We start from the raw sequence: 22,069 nt of genomic DNA, 5'->3' as shown, positions 1-22,069 counted from the left end.
CCGTGTGGCCTTCTTCTGTACGGCAGTTGACCGGAGTACCGTCCGCGCATGCCGAAACGCACGCGCTTCACGATCTGGAGAACGCTCGTGACCGCGGCCGTCGCCACCCTGACGGCCGCCTTCCTCGCCCCGGCCGCCGCCCAGGCCGCGCCCCGCGAGAGCGAACCCGTCTACTCCTACGCCCATGCCATCCGCGAGTCCGTGTGGGTGGACACGGGCCTCGACGCGGACGGCGACGGACACGGCGACCGTGTCGCCGCCGACATCGTCCGCCCCGCCGAACCGGCCCGGCAGGGCCGCAAGGTGCCGGTCATCATGGACGCCAGCCCGTACTACTCCTGCTGCGGGCGCGGCAACGAGAGCCAGCGCAAGACGTACGACGCGCAGGGCCGTGTCGTCCAGATGCCGCTGTTCTACGACAACTACTTCGTGCCCCGCGGCTACGCCTTCGTCGGCGTCGACCTCGCCGGCACCAACCGCTCCGACGGCTGTGTCGACGTCGGCGGCCGCTCCGACATCCAGTCCGCGAAGGCGGTCGTCGACTGGCTGAACGGCCGCGCCAGGGCGTACACCAGCCGCACCGGCGGCACCCCGGTGAAGGCCGGCTGGACCAACGGCCGCACCGGCATGATCGGCAAGAGCTGGGACGGCACCATCGCCAACGGTGTCGCCGCCACGGGCGTCAAGGGTCTGAAGACGATCGTTCCGATCAGCGCCATCTCCTCCTGGTACGACTACTACTTCGCCCAGGGCGCCCCGCTCTACGACGGCGGCCCCGACGAGCTGGCCGGCTATGTCGAGAGCGCCGACGCGCAGGCCCACTGCGCGGCCGTACAGAAGAAGCTCGCCGACGGCAGCCCGCGCAGCGGCGACTGGACCCCGCTGTGGACCGAGCGGGACTACGTCAAGGACGCGGCCAAGGTGCGCGCCAGCGTGTTCGTGGTGCACGGCATGCAGGACCTCAACGTCCGCACCAAGCACTTCGGCCAGTGGTGGGACGCCCTCGCCCAAAACGGCGTCGAGCGGAAGATCTGGCTCTCCCAGACCGGCCACGTCGACCCGTTCGACTACCGGCGCGGTGCCTGGGTCGACACCCTGCACCGCTGGTTCGACCACGAACTCCTCGGCTACGACAACGGCATCGACCGCGCGCCGATGGCCGACATCGAACGCCACCCCGACCGGTGGGTCACCTCCGCCGCCTGGCCCCCGCACGGCACCCGCGCCGCCGTCCTGCACCCGGCCGCCGGCAGCCGGGCCGGCGTCGGCACCCTCGGCCTGCGCCCGGCCGCCGGCACCGAGACCTTCACCGACGATCCCCGGCTGAGCGAGACCGACTGGGCCGCGCACGTCACCGCCTCCACCCCGGAGAAGGCCGGCTTCCTCACCGCACCGCTCACCCATGCCGTGCGGCTGTCCGGCTCATCCAGGGTCACGGTCACCGCGACCCCGACCACGGCGTCCGCCCACCTGTCCGCCGTCCTGGTCGACATCGGCCCGGACACCATCCGTGACTACGCCGACAGCGCCGAGGGCATCACCACCCTCACCGACCGCACCTGCTGGGGCGAGAGCACGGCCGGGGACAGCGCCTGCTTCAAGGAGACCAAGGCCAGGACGGCCGCCGTCGACTACACCGTGGTCAGCCGCGGCTGGGCCGACCTCGGCCACTACGCCTGGCCGGCCAAGGGCGCCCCGCTCACCCCGGGCCGGGCGTACACGATCACCCTCGACCTCGCGGCCACCGACCACGTCGTTCCCGCGGGGCACCGGCTGGCGCTGATCGTCGCCGGCACGGACAAGGACCTCGTCGATCCTCCGTCCACCACGCCGACGCTGACCGTGGATCTCTCCCGTACGACGGCGAAGGTGCCGCTGGTGGGCGGTGCGGCCGCGTTCGACCGGGCCACCTCGGGCAGCGCCACGGCCCCCGCGCCGACGGTCCTGGACGGCCTCCGGGTGCCGCGCGCCGTCCGGCACATCCCGGCCGGCTGACCGCTCGGGCGGCCGGGACCACAGGCCCCGGCCGCCTGCGGTTGCGTGCGGCGGCGGTCCGGGATGGCCGGCCCCGGCGCCCGGCCGCGGGCCGCCCTGGGCCGGTCGCGCAGTTCCCCGCGCCCCTCGGGGGTTGCCATGCGGTCCGTCCGATCGCTCGGGTCGTCGGTAACGCCGCTCCGGCCCCCGGCGGGTCTGCGGAGGGGGCGTGCGGTGGCGGTCCGGGGTGACTGGTCCTGGTGTCCGGCCGCGGGCCGCCCTGGGCCGGTCGCGCAGTTCCCCGCGCCCCTCGGGGGTTGCCGTGCGGTCCGTCCTATCGCTCGGGAGCCGGGAAGCATCGACGCCGCCGGGAACGCCACCCCGTCCTGCCGCGACTGATCGCCCAAGCCGCCCGGAAACAACCCCCGCCCTCTGACCGCTCAAGCGGCGGGCAGCACCCCCGCCCGCCGCGACCGCTCAGCCTGCCGGAAATGCCAGCGCCGTCGCCTCCCGTGCGCATCCCCAGGCCACCGTGATGCCCGCCCCGCCGTGCCCGTAGTTGTGGACCAGTGTCCTTCCGTCCGGCAGGGGCCGGTGTTCCAGTCGTACCGCCTCGCGGGACGGCCGCAGGCCCACGCGGTGGGCGAGCGGCCGTGCCCCGGCGATCTCCGGGCGGACGGCGGCGCACCGGGCGATGATCGCCGCGGCGGTCGCCGGGTCCGGTTCCAGGGACCAGTCGTCCTCCTCGGCCGTGCCGCCCAGGAGCAGCCGGCCCGGCTGCGGAATGAAGTAGGTGGAGGCGGCCGAGGAGTGGTCGACCGCGGTGAACCAGCTGGTGACGCCCGGGTTCTCCACCACGACCAGCTGCCCGCGCACGGGACGCACCGCCGGGTCCGGCACCAGGGAACGCGCCCCGAGCCCCGTGCAGTTCACCACCACGGCGGCCGGCACGGCGGCCAGATCGGTCACCTCGCGGACCTCCACCGCGCCCCCCGCCTTCACCAGCCGCTCCCGCAGCCAGTCCAGATGCACCGGCATGTCGATCACCGGCAGCCGCGCCGCCAGCCCCCCGGCCACCGCCCGCAGCCCCGGCACCCGGCCCGCCCATGCGCCCAGCTCGTCCAGCCGGGTCCCGTGGTGGACGCCGTCCACCAGGCGTACCCCCGTCTCCTCCGGCCTCTCCGCCAGCTCCTCGTACACCGCGAGGGACTCCAGCGCCCAGGCGCCGGCCAGCGGCTCCGGTTCGATGCGGTACGGCCACCACAGACCGCCGGCGACCGCCGACGTCGTCCGCTCGGCCGGCTCCCGCGTCCAGACCCGTACCCGCCGCCCGGACTCGGCCAGCAGCACGGCCGTCGTCAGCCCGGCGATCCCGCCTCCGACCACGATCACTTCGTCACTCGGCACACTGTCCACGCCAGGACGATAGGCCCTGCCCGGCCGGTTGCGTCAGGCCGGGCGAAGGACGCGTCCCGCGGCGGTGACCGGCGGAGAAACGTGGCGGAGACGCGCGTGCGCCGCCATTAGGATCGGCGTCCTGATGACTGCCACACTCGTTGCCAAGAACCTCGCCGCCGGGCACGGCGACCGCTCCCTGTTCGCCGGGCTCGACCTGGTCGTCGCGCCGGGCGAGGTGATCGGGCTGGTCGGCGCCAACGGCGCGGGCAAGTCGACCCTGCTGCGCATGCTCGCCGGGCTGACCGCCCCCGAGCAGGGCGAGATCCGGGTCTCCCCGCCGGCCGCGACCGTCGGTCACCTGCCGCAGGAGCCGGAGCGCAGGCCGGGGGAGAGCGTCCGGGAGTTCCTGGCCCGCCGCACCGGTGTCGCGCAGGCCCAGCGGATCATGGACGAGGCCACCCAGGCGCTGGTCGACGGCGCGCCCGGCGCCGACGACGCCTACGCGAACGCCTTGGAGCGCTGGCTCGGTCTCGGCGGCGCCGACCTGGAGGAGCGCGCCGAGGAGATCGCCGACTCCCTCGGCCTGGCCGTCGGCCTGGACCAGCCGATGACCGCCCTCTCCGGCGGCCAGGCGGCCCGCGCCGGCCTCGCCTCCCTGCTCCTGTCCCGCTACGACGTCTTCCTGCTGGACGAGCCCACCAACGACCTCGATCTCGACGGCCTGGAGCGACTGGAACGGTTCGTGACCGGCCTGCGCGCGGGCACGATCGTCGTCAGCCACGACCGCGAGTTCCTCACCCGCACGGTCACCAAGGTCCTCGAACTCGACCTCGCCCAGCGGCAGATCAACCTCTTCGGCGGCGGCTACGAGGCGTACCTGGAGGAGCGGGAGGTGGCCCGCCGGCACGCCCGCGAGGACTACGAGGAGTACGCCGACAAGAAGGCCGCCCTCCAGGAGCGCGCCCAGATGCAGCGGTCCTGGATGGACAAGGGCGTGAAGAACGCCCGGCGCAAGGCGGGTGGCGACAACGACAAGATCGGCCGCAAGTTCCGCAGCGAGGCCAGCGAGAAGCAGGCCGCCAAGGCCCGGCAGACCCAGCGCATGATCGAGCGCCTGGAGACGGTCGAGGAGCCGCGCAAGGAGTGGGAGCTGCGGATGGAGATCGCGTCGGCCCCGCGCTCGGGCGCGGTCGTGGCGACGCTGCGGGACGCCGAGGTCCGGCGCGGCGACTTCGGCTTCGGACCGGTGTCGCTGGAGATCGACTGGGCGGACCGGATCGCGGTGACGGGGGCCAACGGCGCCGGGAAGTCCACCCTGCTCGGCGCGCTGCTGGGCCGGATCCCGCTCGACTCCGGCCACTCGGCCCTCGGTTCCGGTGTCCTGGTCGGCGAGGTCGACCAGGCCCGCAGGCTGTTCCACGGCCCCGAGAGCCTGCTCGACGCCTTCTGCGCGGCCGTCCCCGACACCGAACCGGCGGACGTCCGCACCCTGCTGGCCAAGTTCGGCCTGAAGTCCGGCCATGTGCTGCGCCCGGCCGCGACCCTCTCGCCGGGCGAACGCACCCGCGCCGCGCTCGCCCTGCTCCAGGGCCGGGGCGTCAACCTCCTCGTCCTGGACGAGCCGACGAACCACCTGGACCTGCCGGCCATCGAGCAACTGGAGTCGGCCCTCGACGCCTACGAGGGCACCCTGCTGCTGGTCACCCATGACCGGCGCATGCTGGACGCGGTCCGGGTGACCCGGCGCCTGGAGGTGGCGGACGGCAAGGTGACGGAGTGCTAGTCCCCGCGCGCGGCGGCTTCCTGCGCGGCCCGTTCGACCCGGCCGAGGTGTTCCGGGTCGTGGGGCGCCACATTCAGGCCGTCCGGCCGCTGCCCCACGGCCCCGTCGACGAGCTCGCGCACGATGTCCGCGTGTCCCGCGTGCCGCTGCGTCTCGGCGACCATGTGGGTGAGGATCCGGTGCAGCGTCGTCTCGCCCGGCGCGCCCGGCACCCGGCCCACCGCGTCCAGGGGAAGCGCCGCGATGGTCTCGTCGGCGTGGGCCCATGCCCGCCGGTACCGCCCGACGATGTCCTCCCGGGTCTCGTCGCCCCGCGCCCACAGGTCCGCGTCCGGTTCGGCGTCGCCGGTGATCCACAGGGGCGTACCGGGGAAGGGCCGGCCGAAGGTCGCGCCGAAGTACAGCGCCTCGGCGCCCGCCAGGTGCTTGACCAGGCCCAGCAGGTTGGTGCCGGTGGGCGTCAGGGGACGCCGGATGTCGTACTCCGGCAGGCCGTCGAGCTTCCAGAGCAGTACATCGCGGGCGTCCTGGAGATACACCTGCAGGTCGGCTTTGGGATCTGATCGCGTCATCCGACGAGTCTGACGATCAGGTGACCTTTTGGCACGGCTTTTTCGGCCACGCGCTTTCGTCCACGAACCTTGACCAGGTGCTTTGTCCACGGGCGTCCGTCCAGGGACCTTTGCCACAGGCTTTCGTCCCCCGGCTTCACGGGGCCGGGCCGGGCCCGGTGAGTCGCCCGGCCCGGCCCCGCTCGTCAGCGCTTCTTCGGGTCCAGCAGGCCCGCGCGGCGCAGCGCGTCCGCCATCGCGCTGTTGGCCGGCGCCGGGGCCTGCCGTCCGCCGCGGTCACCGCCACGGTCACCGCCGCGGCCCTGCCGCTGGCCACCGCCCTGCCGCTGGCCACCGCCCTGCCGCTGGCCACCGCCCTGCCGCTGCTGGGGCGGCCGGGCACCGCCGCCGCGCTGCTGCCGGCCGCCGCCCTCGCCCTGCGGGGCCGCCTCGTCGTCCAGACGCAGCGTCAGCGCGATCCGCTTGCGCGGGATGTCGATGTCCAGGACCTTCACCTTGACGATGTCACCGGGCTTCGCGACATCGCGCGGGTCCTTGACGAAGGACTTGGACATCGCCGACACGTGCACCAGACCGTCCTGGTGGACGCCGATGTCCACGAACGCGCCGAAGGCGGCCACATTGGTGACCACGCCCTCCAGGATCATCCCGGCGGACAGGTCGGAGATCTTCTCCACGCCCTCCTTGAAGGTGGCCGTCTTGAAGGCGGGACGCGGGTCGCGGCCCGGCTTCTCCAGCTCCTTGAGGATGTCCGTGACGGTCGGCAGACCGAAGGTGTCGTCCACGAAGTCGGCCGGGCGCAGCGAGCGCAGCGCGCCCGTGTTGCCGATCAGCGACGCCACCTCCTGGCCCGTGGTCTTCACCATGCGGCGGACCACCGGGTACGCCTCCGGGTGCACGCTGGAGGCGTCCAGCGGGTCGTCGCCGCCCCGGATGCGCAGGAAGCCCGCGCACTGCTCGTACGCCTTCGGGCCGAGCCGCGCCACCTTCTTCAGCTCGGAGCGCGACCTGAACGGCCCGTTCGCGTCCCGGTGCGTCACGATGTTCTCGGCGAGGCCGGCGGAGATGCCGGACACCCGCGCAAGCAGCGGGACGGACGCCGTGTTGACGTCCACCCCGACGCCGTTCACACAGTCCTCGACCACGGCGTCCAGCGAGCGGGACAGCTTCACCTCGGACAGGTCGTGCTGGTACTGGCCGACGCCGATCGACTTCGGGTCGATCTTCACCAGCTCGGCCAGCGGGTCCTGAAGGCGCCGGGCGATGGAGACCGCGCCGCGCAGCGACACGTCCATCTCGGGCAGTTCCTGCGAGGCGTACTGCGAGGCCGAGTACACCGACGCACCCGCCTCGGACACCATCACCTTGGTGAGCTTCAGCTCCGGGTGCTTCGCGATGAGTTCACCGGCCAGCTTGTCGGTCTCCCGGGACGCCGTGCCGTTGCCGATCGCGACCAGCTCGACCGCGTGCTCCTTGGCCAGCCGGGCCAGCTTCGCGAGGGCCTCGTCCCACTTGTTGGCCGGGACGTGCGGGTAGATCACGTCGGTGGCCACCACCTTGCCGGTGGCGTCGACCACGGCCACCTTCACGCCCGTACGGAAACCCGGGTCCAGGCCGAGTGTCGCGCGCGTGCCCGCCGGAGCGGCGAGCAGCAGGTCGCGCAGGTTCGCCGCGAACACGTTCACCGCCTCGTCCTCGGCGGCCGTGCGCAGCCTGAGGCGCAGATCGATGCCCAGGTGCACCAGGATCCGGGTGCGCCAGGCCCAGCGGACCGTGTCCGTCAGCCACTTGTCGGCCGGCCGGCCCCGGTCGGCGATCCCGAACCGGGCGGCGACGATCCCCTCGTACGAGGACGGCCCCTGCGTGGGTTCCTCCGGCTCCAGGACGAGGTCCAGGACCTCCTCCTTCTCGCCGCGCAGCATCGCCAGGATGCGGTGCGAGGGCAGCTCGGTGAACGGCTCGGCGAAGTCGAAGTAGTCGGCGAACTTGGCACCCGCCTCCTCCTTGCCCTCCCGCACCTTCGCGGCCAGCCGCCCGCGCACCCACATGCGCTCGCGCAGCTCGCCGATCAGGTCGGCGTCCTCGGAGAACCGCTCGGTGAGGATCGCCCGCGCGCCCTCCAGCGCGGCCTGCGGATCGGCGACGCCCTTGTCCGCGTCCACGAACGCGGCGGCCGCGGCCGGCGGTTCGACCGTCGGGTCGGCCAGCAGCCCCTCCGCGAGCGGCTCCAGACCCGCCTCCCGCGCGATCTGCGCCTTGGTGCGCCGCTTGGGCTTGTACGGCAGGTAGATGTCCTCCAGGCGCGCCTTCGTCTCGGCGCCCCGGATCCGGGCCTCCAGCTCCTCGGTGAGCTTGCCCTGCTCGCGTACCGACTCCAGGATCGCGGTCCGCCGCTCCTCCAGCTCCCGCAGATAGCGCAGCCGCTCCTCGATCGTGCGCAGTTGCGCGTCGTCGAGCATCTCGGTCGCTTCCTTGCGGTAGCGAGCGATGAAGGGCACCGTCGAGCCGCCGTCGAGCAACTCCACCGCGGCCTTCACCTGCCGCTCCCGTACGCCGAGCTCCTCGGCGATCCTGCCTTCGATGGACCCTGCTCCGAGGGACCCAGGTGTCGTCACGATCCGGTACCGCCTTCTCCACTCAAGGTTGCGCGGCAATTGTGGCAGGTGACACCGACAACCGGGGATCAGGGCGGCGCCCGGCGGGCCGCCGGGCCCGGCGTCAGGCCCGGCTCCCGCGCGTGGCGGAGGACGCTCCGCCGAACAACCGGGCGACCGCCCGGAACGGCAGCGTGACCACCGTGGCCACGGCCCCGCCGATTTGCCGCAGTACGTCTGCGATGGCACGGAACACGGATCCCTCTCCTCTCCGCCCGATCCCGGTGACCGGGCCGGAACCCGGGTACCTCGGCGCGCCGGCGTGGAACCCCGGATGGCCGAAAAGGTGGGAAGGGCGTCATTGCGGCCATCCCCGGGCCCGCGAACAATCGAGGCCATGGCACAGCGAACCGTGCTCATCACCGTCTTCGACGGCCTCCAGAGCCTCGACGTCACCGGACCCATGGAAGTCTTCGCCGGTGCCGAACAGCACACCCCCGGCTCGTACCGCATCCGGACGGCCTCCCTGGACGGCGGACCCGTACGCAGCTCCAGCGGACTGACCCTCGTACCGGACGGATCCCTGGCCGACGCGGCCGATCCCGACACCCTGCTGGTCCCCGGCGGGGCGGGCACCCTCGACCCGGACCCGCGGCTGGTGGAGTGGCTGCGGGTGCACGGCCCGCGGGCCCGGCGCCTGGTCTCCGTCTGCACCGGCGCCATCCCGCTGGCCCGGGCCGGACTCCTGGACGGCCGACGCGTCACCACCCACTGGGCGTACGGCGAGCAACTCGCCCGGGACCACCCCGCCGTCCGGGTCGACCCCGACCCGATCTTCGTCCGGGACGGACACGTGGCCACCTCGGCCGGGGTCACCGCGGGCATCGACCTCGCCCTCGCGCTGGTGGAGGAGGACCTGGGCCGCCAGGCAGCGCTGAGCGTCGCCCGCCACCTCGTGGTGTTCCTGCGCAGGCCGGGCAACCAGGCCCAGTTCAGCGCCCAGCTCGCCGCCCAGACGGCCCGGCGCGAACCCCTCCGGGACGTCCAGCAGTGGATCACCGAGCACCCGGACGCGGACCTCGGCGTCGAGGCGCTGGCCGCCCGCGCCGCGCTCTCCCCGCGCCACTTCGCCCGCGCCTTCCAGGCCGAGACCGGGATGACACCCGGCCGGTACGTCGACCGGGTCCGCCTCGAACACGCGCGCCGCCTGCTGGAGGACACCGGCGACGGCGTCGAGCGGATCGCCCGCGCCAGCGGCTACGGCACGCCGGAGGCCATGCGCCGCGCCTTCCTGCGCACCCTCGGCGCCTCCCCGGCCGAGTACCGCCGGCGCTTTCGCCCCGCACCCGTGACCTGATCCGCCGTCAGCGCCGCCCTGAGGAAAGGGAATCCCATGCAGATCGCCGTCGTCCTCTACGACCGCTTCACCGCCCTCGACGCCGTCGGCCCCTACGAGACGCTCGGCCGGCTTCCGGATTCCGAGACCGTGTTCGTCGCCGAGCGCACCGGGCCCGTCCGCACCGACACCGGGAACCTGGCGCTCACCGCCGACCGGACCCTTGCCGACGTACCGTCCCCGGACATCGTGATCGTGCCCGGCGGCCCCGGCCAGGCGCAGCAGATGGACAACCCCGTCCTGCTGGACTGGGTGCGCGCGGCCGACGCCACCAGCGTGTGGACCACCTCGGTCTGCACGGGCTCACTGCTGCTGGCCGCCGCCGGGCTGCTGCGGGGCCGCCGTGCCACCTCGCACTGGCTGGCCCTGGAGCAACTGCGCGGCTTCGGGGCCGAGCCGACGGGGGAGCGGGTGGTCGTGGACGGCAAGTACGTCACCGCGGCGGGCGTGTCGTCCGGCATCGACATGGGACTCACGCTGCTCGGCACCATCGCCGGGGACGACGTCGCCCAGTCCGTCCAGCTGTTGACCGAGTACGACCCCCAACCGCCGTACGACGCCGGTTCTCCGCGGAAGGCACCGGCGCACCTGGTCGAGAAGTGGCGTGCCGGGGCCGCTTCAGCCTGACGCGGTCACGGTCCAGGTGAAGCGTGGCTGCCTGCGCTCCAGGAACGCGGCGACTCCCTCCGCGGCGTCGCCGCTGCCGCGCGCCTGAGCGGTCCAGTGGGCGTCCCGGTCGGTGCGGCCGGCCGCGAACTCCTTGGCGGCGGCCTGGGTGAGCTGCGAGCGGGACACGAGGACCCGGGCCAGCTCCACGATCCGCTTGTCCAGTTCTCCCCCGGGCAGCACCTCGTCCACGAGGCCGGTGCGCAGCGCCCGCCCGGTGTCGATCAACTCGGCCGTGAACAGCAGGTACTTGGCCGTGGCCGGGCCGACCAGGGACACCAGCCGGCGGGTCGAGGAGGCCGGATAGACGATGCCGAGCCGTGCCGGCGTCACCCCGAACAGCGCCCCGTCCTCCGCCAGGCGCAGATCGCAGGCCGCCGCGAGCTGCGCCCCACCGCCGACGCAGTGCCCGCGCACCGCGGCGACGGTCGGCTTGGGGAACGCGGCCAGGGCCTCCTCGGCCGCCACCGCGAGGCTCTGTGCCTCCTCCGGCGAGCCCCGGAGCGTGGAGATGTCGGCGCCCGCGCAGAACGTGTCGCCCTCACCGGTCAGCACCAGCGCGCGTACGCCCGGGTCGGCTGCCAGCGTCTCCAGCAGCGGAGGCAGGGCCCGCCACATGGCCGCCGTCATGGCGTTGCGCTTGGCGGGATGACGGATGACCACGGTGGCGACGGAGTCGGTGACCTGGTGGGACAGCTGGGGCTCCATGCGGCGGATCGTATCGGAGGGCGTCTTCGCGGCCCGGGGCGGAGGGGCGAGGTGCGTCACGGCGTCCCGTGCTCCGGGGAGGCCGAACCCGTACAACCCGACTAGTTCGCGAACCGGCGCCCGGGCAACAGGAACAGTCCCGACCGCGACCGGGTCATACGCATTCGGTCAGAAACCGCTCGATACCCGCTGACTTGTGTTCAGGCATGCGGAACCGAGCGGATCGTTACCAACACTCGACGTGTGGTGACAATCGAGCGTGAGGGTGGCGACCGGACGATGGACAACCACGGGCGCGGGGACGACCCGAGCCCAGCGGGGAGCGGCGAACGGCCGCCGGATCCACTGCCGTACGAAGGCGTCTGGCGGTTCACCGCGGCGGCGGTGGACGCCTCTGTCCCGCAGGCCCGGCACGCGGTCCGGGACCTGCTGCTGCGCCAGGGCGTGCCGGTCTCCGACGACCTGGTCCACGGCCTGCTGCTGATCGTCTCCGAACTGGTCACCAACGCGGTCCGGCACGCGGCGCTGCTGTCGCCGACGCTGGCCCTCGAGGTCGCCGTCGGAGCCGAGTGGGTGCGGGTGTCCGTGGAGGACAGCCACCCCTACCGCCCCACCGCACTGGAGGCCGACCACGGTCAGACCGGCGGCCGGGGACTGCTCCTGGTCCGCGAGGTGGCCCGGGAGGCGGGCGGAGTGGTCGATGTGGAGCACACCGCGAGCGGCGGCAAGGTGATCTGGGCCGCCCTGCCGCTCAAGCCCGCGGCGCTCTCGTAACCGGACCGGGAAAGGGTCACCAGCCCGCGGACGGGCCCGTCAGCTCGCGGACCGCCGGGCGGGCCGCGTCCAGCACGGTCATGAACCAGGACGAGAACGGCTCCCGGGCGTGCCGCTCGGCCAGCTCGGCCGCCGTCACGAAGACGGTCGAGGCGACCTCCTCCGGGTCCGGCGTGAGCGGCGCCTGCACCAGACCGACGAACAGGTGGTTGTACTCCTGCTCCACCAGGCCCGAGACCGGGTCCGGGTGGTTGTAGCGGACCGTGCCGGCCTCGGCGAGCAGCGACGGCGACACGCCCAGCTCCTCGAAGGTGCGCCGGGCCGCCGCCGCGAACGGCGCCTCACCGGGGTACGGGTGACCACAGCACGTGTTGGACCACACACCGGGGGAGTGGTATTTGCCGAGCGCCCGCTGCTGGAGCAGCAGCCGGCCCTGCTCGTCGAAGAGGAAGACGGAGAACGCCCGGTGGAGCTGCCCGGGCGGCTGATGGGCGGCGAGCTTCTCCGCCGTACCGATCGTCACACCCTTCTCGTCGACCAGTTCCAGCAAAATCGCCTCTGCGGTGCCCTCCGACGAGCTGTGCGTCGCGGTGGCAGGTGTGATCGGCATACCCATCCTTCGCCTCGGTCTTCGCACCCCAAGTCTGCCGTACGGATCCGGCACTCCCGGCACGTCCACATGCCCGCGCGGCGCGGCACCGGAAGTCGGACCCGGTAGATCATCGTGCCCGGCGACCGCGGCCGGGAACCGTCCGAGGGTGCGCCGAACGGGAGTGCGTACGGTCAGTGGCACAGCCGCGCTTCGTGCTCCGCGTGGCCGCCCGGCTCCAGCTGGAACGTGCAGTGCTCCACGTCGAAGTGGTCGCCCAGGCAGCCCTGGAGCTCGTGCAGCATCTTCTCGTTGCCTATGGCGTTCAGCACCTCGGAGCTGACCACCACGTGCGCCGACAGCACCGGCATGCCCGAGGTGATCGTCCAGGCGTGCAGGTCGTGTACGTCCTCCACGCCGTCCAACTCCAGGATGTGCGCCCGGACCTCGGCCATGTCGACGCCCTTGGGCGCCGCCTCCAGCAGCACGTCCAGCGTCTCGCGCAGCAGCTTCAGGGTCCGCGGCACGATCATCACCCCGATGACCAGCGAGGCGACCGGGTCCGCCGCCTGCCAGCCGGTGGTCAGGATCACCGCCGCCGAGATCAGCACCGCCACCGAGCCCAGCGCGTCGGCCGCCACCTCCAGGAAGGCGCCGCGCACGTTCAGGCTCTCCTTCTGGCCGCGCATCAGCAGCACCAGGGAGACACAGTTCGCGACCAGGCCGACCAGGCCGAACCCGACCATCAGGGCGCCCCGGGTGGGCACCGGCTCGACGAACCGCTGGACCGCCTCGTACAGCACGTATCCGCCGACGCCGAGCAGCAGCAGACAGTTGGCCAGGGCCGCGAGTATCTCGGCGCGGGCGTAGCCGAAGGTGCGGTTGGTGCTCGGCGGCCGGTTCGCGAAGTGGATCGCCAGCAGGGCCATGCCGAGGCCCACCGCGTCGGTCGCCATGTGGGCCGCGTCCGCGATCAGCGCGAGCGACTCCGCGACCAGACCGCCGACGATCTCCACCACCATGACCGTGAGCGTGATGCCCAACGCGATCCGCAGCCGGCCCCGGTACGCGGCCGTGGCCGTACCCGTGGCCGGCGCGTGGGAGTGCGCGTGCCCGTGGTCGTGCCCTGCCCCCATGACTACCGCCTTCCGTGTGCCCTCCGGAAGGCCAGTCAACTACGGGCGGGGGGTATGGGGCAACGCGGTACTGAACACCGTTGTCATCTGCCCTGACCTGCGGAAACGTTCCGCAGGTCAGGGGTGGTCGGCCTGTTCGGTCAGCCGCCGTGGTGCAGCCGCCAGCCCGCCCAGGCCGACTCGACCATCTCCCGCACCCCGCGCCCGGCCCGCCAGCCGAGCGTCTGCGCGGCCCGCTCGGCCGAGGCCACCGCGCGCGGCGCGTCCCCCGGGCGGCGGCCCTCCACCACGGGCGCCCGGTGATCCCCGGTGACCTCCCCGATCACCGTGATCAGCTCGCGCACCGAGACGCCCTCGCCCCGGCCGATGTTCAGCGTCAGATCGCCCGCGGAGTCCTGGCCGGCGAGCCGCCGGGCCGCCGCCAGGTGGGCCTCCGCGAGATCGGCGACGTGGATGTAGTCCCGGATGCAGGTGCCGTCCGGCGTCGGATAGTCGTCGCCGAAGATCCGCGGGGCCTCGTCGCGGGTGAGCCGGTCGAAGACCATCGGCACGATGTTGAACACACCCGTGTCCGCCAGCTCCGGCGCCGCCGCCCCCGCCACGTTGAAATAGCGCAGGCAAACCGTGGAGATTCCGTGCGCCCGCCCGGCCGCCCGCACCAGCCACTCCCCGGCCAGCTTGGTCTCGCCGTACGGGTTCACCGGGGCGCACGGGGTGTCCTCGGTGATCAGGTCCACGTCCGGGTTGCCGTACACCGCCGCCGACGAGGAGAACAGCAGCCGGCCGATGCCCGCCTCCCCGACCGCGTCCAGCAGCGTGGCCAGGCCGCCCACGTTCTCCCGGTAGTAGCGGGTGGGCTGGGCCACCGACTCCGCGACCTGCTTGCGCGCGGCGAGGTGGACGACGCCCGTCACGTCGTACTCCGCGAAGACCCGCTTCAGCAGCGGCCCGTCGAGCGTCGAGCCCTGGACGAGCGGGACGTCCGCCGGGAGCCGCGCGGGCACGGCGGCCGACAGGTCGTCCAGCGCCACCACGCTCTCCCCGGCGCCCGCCATGGCCCGTGCCACATGCGCCCCGATGTATCCGGCTCCGCCGGTGATCAGCCACGTCATGGTCGCCCACCCTATGCCGAGCCGCCCGCTGTCCCGGTTGCCCGGGTCTGCCCCCATGGGTTTGTGGGCCGGGCCCCGGATCCCCGATGATGATCGCGGCAAAGGCCGGGGCAGCCCCCGTGGGCCGGGCCGTGAACGGCCGGTGAACACGGGCTCCGGCCCATCCGATAGCCTCTGCCGACATGCCGCCCGGGTGCCGCAGGCAGGGGCGCCCCACCACGCAGAAGACCGGCGCCCGCGCGCCGGCACCCAGGGAGTGAGTTCGGTTGTCGACCGCCATCGTCACCGGTCAGCCGGTGCCCGGATCGTCACTCGAGAACGATCTGCGGTCCCTCGGCTTCGACGTGCGTGTGGCCGCCGACGCCGCCGAGACGGAGGCCCAGCTCGCGGCCGTGCCGGCCGACCGGCGCGTGGCCCTGGTGGACGCCCGCTTCGTCGGGCACGTGCACGCGCTGCGCCTCGGCCTGACCGACCCGCGCTTCCCGCTCGCCGCCGTCCCGGGCGCCGTCACCGCTCAGCCGGCCGCCCGGCAGGCCCTCACCCGGGCCGTGGCCCGCGAGACCTCCGCGAGCGGCGGTACGGCCGCGGCCCGCGGAGCCGAGGGCGGCGCCCCCGCGCTCGCCGTGGACAGCCTCGCCGACCACGTCGCCGCCGCTCTCGACGCCGACGCCGACGGCGGCGCGGTGCACCGGCCCGAGCTGGGCAGCCTGGTCGCCACCGTGCCCGCCGACCCGCAGGCCCGCAACGAGGCCCGGCAGGCCGTCTCCGCCGTCGACGACGAGGCCGTACGCCTGAAGTCGGCCGTGAAGGCCCGCGACGGCTTCTTCACGACGTTCTTCATCAGCCCCTACTCGCGCTACATCGCGCGCTGGTGCGCCCGCCGCGGCCTCACCCCGAACCAGGTCACCACGGCCTCGCTGCTCACGGCCCTGATCGCGGCCGGCTGCGCGGCCACCGGCACCCGGGGCGGCTTCATCGCGGCCGGTGTGCTGCTCATCGCGTCCTTCGTCCTGGACTGCACCGACGGCCAGCTCGCCCGCTACGCCCTGAAGTACTCCACCCTCGGCGCCTGGCTGGACGCCACCTTCGACCGGGCCAAGGAGTACGCCTACTACGCCGGCCTCGCCCTCGGCGCGGCCCGCGGCGGCGACGACGTGTGGGCCCTCGCCCTGGGCGCGATGATCCTCCAGACCTGCCGGCACGTGGTCGACTTCTCCTTCAACGAGGCGAACGCCGGAGACCCTGCCGCCACCGCGAACACCAGCCCCACCGCCGCCCTCTCCGACAAGCTCGACAGCGTCGGCTGGACGGTCTGGGTGCGCCGCATGATCGTGCTGCCGATCGGCGAGCGCTGGGCGATGATCGCCGTCCTCACAGCGGTCACGACCCCGCGGATCACCTTCTACGCGCTGCTCATCGGCTGCGCCTTCGCGGCGACGTACACGACGGCGGGCCGGGTGCTGCGGTCCCTGACCCGTAAGGCGCAGCGGACCGACCGCGCGGCCAGGGCCCTGGCGGACCTCGCGGACAACGGCCCGCTCGCCCAGGCGCTGAGCCGCGTCGCGCTGCCCCTGCGGGCCCCGCTGGTCTCGGCGGTGACGGGCACCGCCGCGATCCTTCTCGCCGCCTGGCTCGCCCCCTACGGCAGCCGGGTGACCGTCGTGTGCGCCGTCTTCTACGTCGCCTTCGCCGCCCTCGCCGGCACCGCCGCCCGCCCCCTCAAGGGCGCCCTCGACTGGCTCGTCCCCCCGCTCTTCAGGGCCGCCGAGTACGGCACCGTCCTCGCCCTGGCGAGTAAAGCCGGGGTAAACGGCGCCCTCCCTGCGGCTTTCGGCCTGGTGGCCGCCGTCGCCTACCATCACTACGACACGGTGTACCGCATCCGCGGCAACGCCGGTGCGCCCCCGGCCTGGCTGGGGCGCACCATCGGGGGGCACGAGGGGCGGACGCTGCTCGTCACCGTGCTGGCCGCGGTGCTCACCGCTTCGCAGTTCAAGGTCGCGCTCACGGTCCTCGCCGTGGCCGTCGCCCTGGTGGTGCTCGTCGAGAGCATCCGCTTCTGGGTGTCCGCCCACAGGGGCGGCGCGCCCGCCGTACACGATGAAGGAGAACCCGCATGATCGGCCTCGTGCTGGCGGCCGGCGCCGGACGGCGTCTGCGCCCCTACACCGACAGCCTTCCCAAGGCTCTGGTGCCGGTGGGGCCCGCGGGCATAGAGGGCGAACCCACGGTTCTCGACCTGACGCTCGGCAACTTCGCCGAGATCGGGCTGACCGAGGTCGCGATCATCGTCGGCTACCGCAAGGAGGCCGTGTACGCGCGCAAGGCGGCGCTGGAGGCGAAGTACGGCCTCAAGCTCACCCTCATCGACAACGACAAGGCCGAGGAGTGGAACAACGCCTACTCCCTGTGGTGCGGCCGTGACGCCCTCAAGGACGGCGTGATCCTCGCCAACGGCGACACCGTGCACCCGGTCTCCGTCGAGAAGACGCTGCTCGCCGCGCGCGGCGAGGGCAAGAAGATCATCCTCGCCCTGGACACGGTGAAGAACCTGGCCGACGAGGAGATGAAGGTCGTCGTCGACCCCGAGAAGGGCATGACGAAGATCACCAAGCTGATGGACCCGGCCGAGGCCACCGGCGAGTACATCGGCGTCACCCTGATCGAGGGCGACGCCGCGCCGGAGCTGGCCGACGCGCTGAAGGCGGTCTGGGAGACCGACCCCCAGCAGTTCTACGAGCACGGCTACCAGGAGCTGGTCAACCGGGGCTTCCGCATCGACGTGGCGCCGATCGGCGACGTCAAGTGGGTGGAGATCGACAATCACGACGATCTCGCCCGTGGACGGGAGATCGCGTGCCAGTACTGACCCGGCTCATTCCCTCGCCGGTCGTCGTGGACATCCGCCCGGGTGCCCTGGACGACCTGGCCTGCGTCCTCGCCGACGAGCGCATCTCCCAGTCGGGCCGGCTCGCCATCGCGGTCAGCGGCGGCTCCGGCGCCCGGCTGCGCGAGCGGATCGCCCCCTCGCTGCCCGGCGCCACCTGGTACGAGGTCGGCGGCGGCACCATCGACGACGCGGTCCGGCTGGCGAGCGACATAAAGGCCGGCCACTACGACGCGGTCGTCGGCCTCGGCGGCGGAAAGATCATCGACTGCGCCAAGTTCGCGGCGGCCCGGGTGGGCCTGCCGCTGGTCGCCGTCGCCACCAACCTCGCGCACGACGGTCTGTGCTCCCCGGTCGCGACGCTGGACAACGACGCGGGCCGCGGCTCGTACGGCGTGCCGAACCCGATCGCGGTGGTCATCGACCTCAACGTGATCCGCGAGGCGCCCGTGCGATTCGTCCGGTCCGGCATCGGTGACGCCATCTCCAACATCTCCGCGGTCGCGGACTGGGAGCTGGCCAACCGGGTCAACGGGGAGAAGATCGACGGCCTCGCCGCCGCCATGGCCCGCCAGGCCGGCGAGGCGGTGCTCCGGCACCCCGGCGGCGTCGGCGACGACGGCTTCCTCCAGGTGCTGGCCGAGGCGCTGGTCCTCACCGGCATCGCCATGTCCGTGTCGGGCGACTCCCGCCCGTCCTCCGGCGCCTGCCACGAGATCAACCACGCCTTCGACCTGCTCTACCCCAAGCGGGCAGCCGCCCACGGCGAGCAGTGCGGCCTCGGCGCCGCCTTCGCGATGTACCTGCGCGGCGCCCACGAGGAGTCGGCGTACATGGCCGAGGTGCTGCGCCGGCACGGGCTCCCGGTGCTGCCGGAGGAGATCGGCTTCACGGTGGACGAGTTCGTCCGCGCGGTGGAGTTCGCCCCGGAGACCCGGCCCGGCCGCTACACGATCCTCGAACACCTCGACCTCAAGACGAACCAGATCAAGGACATCTACGCCGACTATGTCAAGGCCATCGGTAGCTGAACTCCGTCCGGTCGTCCACCCCGCGGGGGTGAAGGACCGGCGCAGCGGTGAGCACTGGGCGGGACGCCTCTACATGCGCGAGGTGTCCCTGCGCGTCGACCGCTACCTGGTGAACACCAGGGTCACGCCCAACCAGCTCACGTACCTGATGACCGTCTGCGGGGTGCTCGCGGCCCCGGCCCTGCTGGTGCCGGGGATCGCGGGCGCCGTGCTCGGTGTGGTCGCCACCCAGCTGTACCTGCTGCTGGACTGCGTCGACGGCGAGATCGCCCGCTGGAAGAAGCAGTACTCGCTCGGCGGGGTCTACCTGGACCGCGTCGGCGCCTACCTCACCGACGCGGCCGTCCTCGTGGGCCTCGGCCTGCGCGCCGCCGACCTGTGGGGCAGCGGCCGTATCGACTGGCTGTGGGCCTTCCTCGGCACCCTTGCCGCGCTCGGCGCCATCCTGATCAAGGCCGAGACCGACCTGGTCGGTGTCGCCCGGCACCAGACCGGCAAGCCGCCGGTGCAGGAGGCGGCCTCCGAGCTGCGCTCCTCCGGCATGGCGCTGGCCCGGCGGGCCGCCTCGGCGCTGAAGTTCCACCGGCTGATCCTCGGCATCGAGGCCTCGCTGCTCATCCTGGTCCTCGCCCTCGTGGACCAGGCCCGCGGCGACCTGTTCTTCACCCGCCTCGGTACGGCCGTCCTCGCGGGCATCGCGATGCTGCAGACCCTGCTGCACCTGGTGTCCATCCTCGCCTCCAGCAGGCTGAAGTGAGTGCGCCCATGAAGGTCGGCGCCGTCATCATCACCATGGGCAACCGGCCCGAGGAACTGCGGGCTCTGCTCGACTCGGTCGCCAAGCAGGACGGCGACCCGGTCGAGGTGGTCGTCGTCGGCAACGGCTCGCCCGTCCCGGACGTGCCGGAGGGTGTGCGCACCATCGAGCTGCCCGAGAACCTGGGCATCCCCGGCGGGCGCAACGTCGGCATGGAGGCGTTCGGGCCCAGCGGCCGCGATGTCGACATTTTGCTCTTTCTCGACGACGACGGCCTGCTCGCCCGGCACGACACCGCGGAGCTGTGCCGCGCGGCCTTCGCCGCGGACCCGCAGCTCGGGATCATCAGCTTCCGGATCGCCGACCCCGACACCGGTGAGACCCAGCGCCGGCACGTGCCCCGGCTGCGCGCCTCCGACCCGATGCGTTCCTCCCGGGTCACCACGTTCCTCGGCGGTGCCAACGCCGTGCGCACCCGCGTCTTCGCGGAAGTCGGCGGGCTCCCGGACGAGTTCTTCTACGCGCACGAGGAAACCGACCTGGCATGGCGGGCCCTCGACGCCGGCTGGATGATCGACTACCGGTCGGACATGGTGCTGTACCACCCGACGACCGCGCCCTCGCGGCACGCGGTCTACCACCGTATGGTGGCCCGCAACCGCGTCTGGCTCGCCCGCCGCAACCTCCCCGCCCTCCTGGTCCCGGTCTACCTGGGGGTCTGGCTGCTGCTCACCCTGCTCCGCCGCCCCTCGCGGCCGGCCCTGAGGGCCTGGTTCGGCGGATTCCGGGAAGGCTGGACGACACCGTGCGGTCCCCGCCGCCCGATGCGCTGGCGTACGGTGTGGCGACTCACCCGACTGGGCCGTCCCCCGGTCATCTGACAAGCTCGTCCCTGAGCGCCCGCGTACGGGCGCCGCACGACGAACTCGAACGCGAACCCGAAGACGAAAGTTTCCACACCTGTGAGTGAGACCACGCACGACGGCACGGTCGCGGTGACGGCCGCCCCGTCGCCCGACGAGGGACTGACGGCGGCCGAGCTCGCCGCCAAGTACGGGCTCTCCGTGAGCGGCGCCCGGCCCTCGCTCGTGGAGTACGTCCGTCAGCTGTGGGGGCGCCGCCACTTCATCCTCGCCTTCTCCCAGGCGAAGCTGACCGCGCAGTACAGCCAGGCCAAGCTCGGCCAGCTCTGGCAGGTGGCCACACCACTGCTGAACGCGGCCGTGTACTTCTTCATCTTCGGGCTGATCCTGCACGCCAGCCGCGGCATGTCCCAGGACGTCTACATCCCGTTCCTGGTCACGGGCGTCTTCGTCTTCACCTTCACGCAGAGCTCGATCATGTCGGGCGTCCGCGCGATCTCCGGCAACCTCGGCTTGGTGCGCGCCCTGCACTTCCCGCGCGCCTCGCTGCCGGTCTCCTTCTCGCTCCAGCAGCTCCAGCAGCTGCTGTTCTCGATGATCGTGCTGTTCATCGTGGCGGTCGGCTTCGGCAGCTACCCGAGCCCGTCCTGGCTGCTGATCGTGCCGGTGCTGGTGCTCCAGTTCCTGTTCAACACCGGGCTCGCGCTGATCGTTGCCCGCATGGGCGCCAAGACGCCGGACCTCGCGCAGCTGATGCCGTTCCTGCTGCGGACCTGGATGTACGCGTCCGGAGTGATGTTCTCCATCCCGATCATGCTGGAGGACAAGCCGCAGTGGATCGCGACGGTCCTGCAGTGGAACCCGGCCGCCATCTACATGGATCTGATGCGCTTCGCCCTGATCGACGGCTACGGCGCCGAGAACCTGCCCGACCACGTCTGGGCCGCGGCCGCAGGCTGGGCCGTGCTCTTCGCCGTGGGCGGTTTCGTGTACTTCTGGAAGGCGGAGGAGCGGTACGGCCGTGGCTGAGCAGAACGCCGAGCAGCACATCCAGGACCGGCGCCCGACGGTCATTGCGGACGACGTGCACATCGTCTACCGGGTCAACGGCGCCAAGACCGGCAAGGGCAGCGCGACGGCGGCCCTGAGCCGGATCCTCAGGCGAGGCTCCGACGACGCGGCGCGGGGCGTGCGCAAGGTGCACGCCGTGCGCGGGGTGTCCTTCATCGCCTACCGGGGCGAGGCCATCGGCCTGATCGGTTCCAACGGCTCCGGCAAGTCCACCCTGCTGCGCGCCATCGCGGGCCTGCTGCCCGCCGAGCAGGGCAAGGTCTACACCGACGGCCAGCCGTCCCTGCTGGGCGTCAACGCGGCCCTGATGAACGACCTCACCGGCGAGCGCAACATCATCCTGGGCGGTCTCGCCATGGGCATGTCCCGGGAGCAGATCAAGGAGCGCTACCAGGACATCGTGGACTTCTCGGGAATCAACGAGAAGGGCGATTTCATCACCCTGCCGATGCGCACGTACTCCTCGGGCATGGCGGCCCGGCTCCGTTTCTCCATCGCCGCCGCCAAGGACCACGACGTGCTCATGATCGACGAGGCACTCGCCACCGGTGACCGCAAGTTCCAGAAGCGCTCCGAGGAGCGGATCCGGGAACTGCGCAAGGAAGCCGGAACGGTCTTTCTGGTGAGTCACAACAACAAGTCGATCCGCGACACCTGCAACCGTGTGCTGTGGCTGGAGCGCGGTGAACTCCGCATGGACGGACCCACCGACGAGGTGCTGAAGGAATACGAGAAGTTCACGGGCAAGTAAACCCATT

20 protein-coding genes are annotated in these 22,069 nt (G+C 72.5%); 12 read left to right on the top strand and 8 right to left on the bottom strand.

The features are described 5' to 3' along the window. The first annotated feature begins 48 nt into the window (after positions 1 to 48). On the top strand, positions 49 to 1,995 hold the full coding sequence (locus ACZ7DL_RS27155) for a Xaa-Pro dipeptidyl-peptidase (protein ID WP_470777893.1): 1,947 nt from the start codon (positions 49 to 51) through the stop codon (positions 1,993 to 1,995). Positions 1,996 to 2,451: 456 nt separating this feature from the next. On the opposite strand, the gene ACZ7DL_RS27150 is transcribed toward ACZ7DL_RS27155, so the two are convergent. After that, positions 2,452 to 3,366: an FAD-dependent oxidoreductase gene (locus ACZ7DL_RS27150; RefSeq protein ID WP_470777966.1), complete on the bottom strand. Its 915-nt coding sequence runs from the start codon at positions 3,364 to 3,366 to the stop codon at positions 2,452 to 2,454. 148 nt (positions 3,367 to 3,514) lie between these two features. On the opposite strand from ACZ7DL_RS27150, the gene ACZ7DL_RS27145 reads away from it, so the two are divergent. Then, positions 3,515 to 5,155 (top strand): ABC-F family ATP-binding cassette domain-containing protein, encoded by a 1,641-nt coding sequence (locus tag ACZ7DL_RS27145; RefSeq protein WP_470777891.1) that lies wholly within the window; start codon positions 3,515 to 3,517, stop codon positions 5,153 to 5,155. Here the strand turns inward: ACZ7DL_RS27145 and ACZ7DL_RS27140 are convergent. From ACZ7DL_RS27140 to ACZ7DL_RS27130, 3 genes are all read right to left on the bottom strand, one after another. Next, positions 5,152 to 5,727, bottom strand: coding sequence for a DinB family protein (locus ACZ7DL_RS27140; protein ID WP_470777889.1), 576 nt, complete (start codon positions 5,725 to 5,727; stop codon positions 5,152 to 5,154). The genes ACZ7DL_RS27145 and ACZ7DL_RS27140 overlap by 4 nt on opposite strands. Before the next feature lie 185 nt (positions 5,728 to 5,912). Continuing rightward, the gene (locus tag ACZ7DL_RS27135) at positions 5,913 to 8,342 is read right to left on the bottom strand and encodes a Tex family protein (protein ID WP_470777888.1); all 2,430 of its coding nucleotides are present in this window, start codon (positions 8,340 to 8,342) and stop codon (positions 5,913 to 5,915) included. 103 nt (positions 8,343 to 8,445) lie between these two features. Continuing rightward, positions 8,446 to 8,577, bottom strand: a complete 132-nt coding sequence (locus ACZ7DL_RS27130; RefSeq protein WP_470777887.1) for an LPFR motif small protein — start codon at positions 8,575 to 8,577, stop codon at positions 8,446 to 8,448. A gap of 141 nt (positions 8,578 to 8,718) precedes the next feature. Between ACZ7DL_RS27130 and ACZ7DL_RS27125 the strand changes: the two genes are divergently transcribed. Next, positions 8,719 to 9,678, top strand: coding sequence for a GlxA family transcriptional regulator (locus ACZ7DL_RS27125; RefSeq protein ID WP_470777885.1), 960 nt, complete (start codon positions 8,719 to 8,721; stop codon positions 9,676 to 9,678). Positions 9,679 to 9,714: 36 nt separating this feature from the next. Then, on the top strand, positions 9,715 to 10,344 hold the full coding sequence (locus tag ACZ7DL_RS27120) for a DJ-1/PfpI family protein (RefSeq protein WP_470777883.1): 630 nt from the start codon (positions 9,715 to 9,717) through the stop codon (positions 10,342 to 10,344). On the opposite strand, the gene ACZ7DL_RS27115 is transcribed toward ACZ7DL_RS27120, so the two are convergent. Next, positions 10,336 to 11,091 carry an enoyl-CoA hydratase/isomerase family protein gene (locus tag ACZ7DL_RS27115; RefSeq protein WP_470777881.1) on the bottom strand — a complete coding sequence of 252 codons (756 nt, stop codon included), beginning with the start codon at positions 11,089 to 11,091 and terminating at the stop codon, positions 10,336 to 10,338. The two genes, ACZ7DL_RS27120 and ACZ7DL_RS27115, sit on opposite strands and share 9 nt — an antisense overlap. Before the next feature lie 279 nt (positions 11,092 to 11,370). Here ACZ7DL_RS27115 and ACZ7DL_RS27110 point away from each other — a divergent pair, with 279 nt between their 5' ends. Continuing rightward, positions 11,371 to 11,865, top strand: a complete 495-nt coding sequence (locus ACZ7DL_RS27110; protein WP_470777965.1) for an ATP-binding protein — start codon at positions 11,371 to 11,373, stop codon at positions 11,863 to 11,865. Between the two features lie 16 nt (positions 11,866 to 11,881). On the opposite strand, the gene idi is transcribed toward ACZ7DL_RS27110, so the two are convergent. The 3 genes from idi to galE all read right to left on the bottom strand — a co-directional run bounded on the left by idi (position 11,882) and on the right by galE (position 14,702). Beyond that, positions 11,882 to 12,475 carry an isopentenyl-diphosphate Delta-isomerase gene (idi, locus tag ACZ7DL_RS27105; RefSeq protein ID WP_470777880.1) on the bottom strand — a complete coding sequence of 198 codons (594 nt, stop codon included), beginning with the start codon at positions 12,473 to 12,475 and terminating at the stop codon, positions 11,882 to 11,884. 173 nt (positions 12,476 to 12,648) lie between these two features. After that, complete coding sequence (locus tag ACZ7DL_RS27100; protein WP_470777878.1) at positions 12,649 to 13,590, bottom strand: cation diffusion facilitator family transporter; 942 nt, start codon at positions 13,588 to 13,590, stop codon at positions 12,649 to 12,651. Between the two features lie 140 nt (positions 13,591 to 13,730). Next, complete coding sequence (gene galE, locus ACZ7DL_RS27095) at positions 13,731 to 14,702, bottom strand: UDP-glucose 4-epimerase GalE (RefSeq protein ID WP_470777876.1); 972 nt, start codon at positions 14,700 to 14,702, stop codon at positions 13,731 to 13,733. A gap of 266 nt (positions 14,703 to 14,968) precedes the next feature. Between galE and ACZ7DL_RS27090 the strand changes: the two genes are divergently transcribed. From ACZ7DL_RS27090 to ACZ7DL_RS27060, 7 genes are all read left to right on the top strand, one after another. Then, positions 14,969 to 16,822, top strand: coding sequence for a DUF5941 domain-containing protein (locus tag ACZ7DL_RS27090; protein WP_470777874.1), 1,854 nt, complete (start codon positions 14,969 to 14,971; stop codon positions 16,820 to 16,822). Further along, positions 16,819 to 17,571: a phosphocholine cytidylyltransferase family protein gene (locus tag ACZ7DL_RS27085; protein ID WP_470777873.1), complete on the top strand. Its 753-nt coding sequence runs from the start codon at positions 16,819 to 16,821 to the stop codon at positions 17,569 to 17,571. The genes ACZ7DL_RS27090 and ACZ7DL_RS27085 overlap by 4 nt, the downstream gene beginning before the upstream one ends. Next, positions 17,559 to 18,620, top strand: coding sequence for an iron-containing alcohol dehydrogenase family protein (locus ACZ7DL_RS27080; protein ID WP_470777871.1), 1,062 nt, complete (start codon positions 17,559 to 17,561; stop codon positions 18,618 to 18,620). The genes ACZ7DL_RS27085 and ACZ7DL_RS27080 overlap by 13 nt, the downstream gene beginning before the upstream one ends. After that, entirely contained in the window at positions 18,598 to 19,377 is a 780-nt protein-coding gene (locus ACZ7DL_RS27075; RefSeq protein WP_470777869.1) for a CDP-alcohol phosphatidyltransferase family protein, read from the top strand. Before ACZ7DL_RS27080 ends, ACZ7DL_RS27075 begins: the two co-directional genes overlap by 23 nt. Before the next feature lie 8 nt (positions 19,378 to 19,385). Continuing rightward, positions 19,386 to 20,258 (top strand): glycosyltransferase family 2 protein, encoded by an 873-nt coding sequence (locus ACZ7DL_RS27070; protein WP_470777868.1) that lies wholly within the window; start codon positions 19,386 to 19,388, stop codon positions 20,256 to 20,258. Between the two features lie 81 nt (positions 20,259 to 20,339). Beyond that, entirely contained in the window at positions 20,340 to 21,269 is a 930-nt protein-coding gene (locus ACZ7DL_RS27065) for an ABC transporter permease (protein ID WP_470777866.1), read from the top strand. After that, a complete protein-coding gene (locus tag ACZ7DL_RS27060) occupies positions 21,262 to 22,062 on the top strand; it encodes an ABC transporter ATP-binding protein (protein ID WP_470777864.1) in 801 nt (266 codons plus the stop codon). The genes ACZ7DL_RS27065 and ACZ7DL_RS27060 overlap by 8 nt, the downstream gene beginning before the upstream one ends. Positions 22,063 to 22,069 lie beyond the last annotated feature (7 nt).

The organism is Streptomyces sp. NPDC036984 (assembly GCF_055607665.1).
The sequence above is the reverse complement of the archived record's forward strand: the minus strand, read 5'-3'. Positions and strand labels throughout refer to the sequence as shown.

Bases quoted from the DNA above. Each gene is read 5' to 3' on its own strand.
- ACZ7DL_RS27100 (WP_470777878.1), bottom strand. From the start codon at position 13,590: ATGGGGGCAGGGCACGACCACGGGCACGCGCACTCCCACGCGCCGGCC.
- galE (WP_470777876.1), bottom strand. From the start codon at position 14,702: ATGACGTGGCTGATCACCGGCGGAGCCGGATACATCGGGGCGCATGTG.
- ACZ7DL_RS27110 (WP_470777965.1), top strand. From the start codon at position 11,371: ATGGACAACCACGGGCGCGGGGACGACCCGAGCCCAGCGGGGAGCGGC.
- ACZ7DL_RS27070 (WP_470777868.1), top strand. From the start codon at position 19,386: ATGAAGGTCGGCGCCGTCATCATCACCATGGGCAACCGGCCCGAGGAA.
- ACZ7DL_RS27155 (WP_470777893.1), top strand. From the start codon at position 49: ATGCCGAAACGCACGCGCTTCACGATCTGGAGAACGCTCGTGACCGCG.
- ACZ7DL_RS27145 (WP_470777891.1), top strand. From the start codon at position 3,515: ATGACTGCCACACTCGTTGCCAAGAACCTCGCCGCCGGGCACGGCGAC.
- ACZ7DL_RS27075 (WP_470777869.1), top strand. From the start codon at position 18,598: ATGTCAAGGCCATCGGTAGCTGAACTCCGTCCGGTCGTCCACCCCGCG.
- idi (WP_470777880.1), bottom strand. From the start codon at position 12,475: ATGCCGATCACACCTGCCACCGCGACGCACAGCTCGTCGGAGGGCACC.
- ACZ7DL_RS27125 (WP_470777885.1), top strand. From the start codon at position 8,719: ATGGCACAGCGAACCGTGCTCATCACCGTCTTCGACGGCCTCCAGAGC.
- ACZ7DL_RS27115 (WP_470777881.1), bottom strand. From the start codon at position 11,091: ATGGAGCCCCAGCTGTCCCACCAGGTCACCGACTCCGTCGCCACCGTG.
- ACZ7DL_RS27085 (WP_470777873.1), top strand. From the start codon at position 16,819: ATGATCGGCCTCGTGCTGGCGGCCGGCGCCGGACGGCGTCTGCGCCCC.
- ACZ7DL_RS27120 (WP_470777883.1), top strand. From the start codon at position 9,715: ATGCAGATCGCCGTCGTCCTCTACGACCGCTTCACCGCCCTCGACGCC.
- ACZ7DL_RS27140 (WP_470777889.1), bottom strand. From the start codon at position 5,727: ATGACGCGATCAGATCCCAAAGCCGACCTGCAGGTGTATCTCCAGGAC.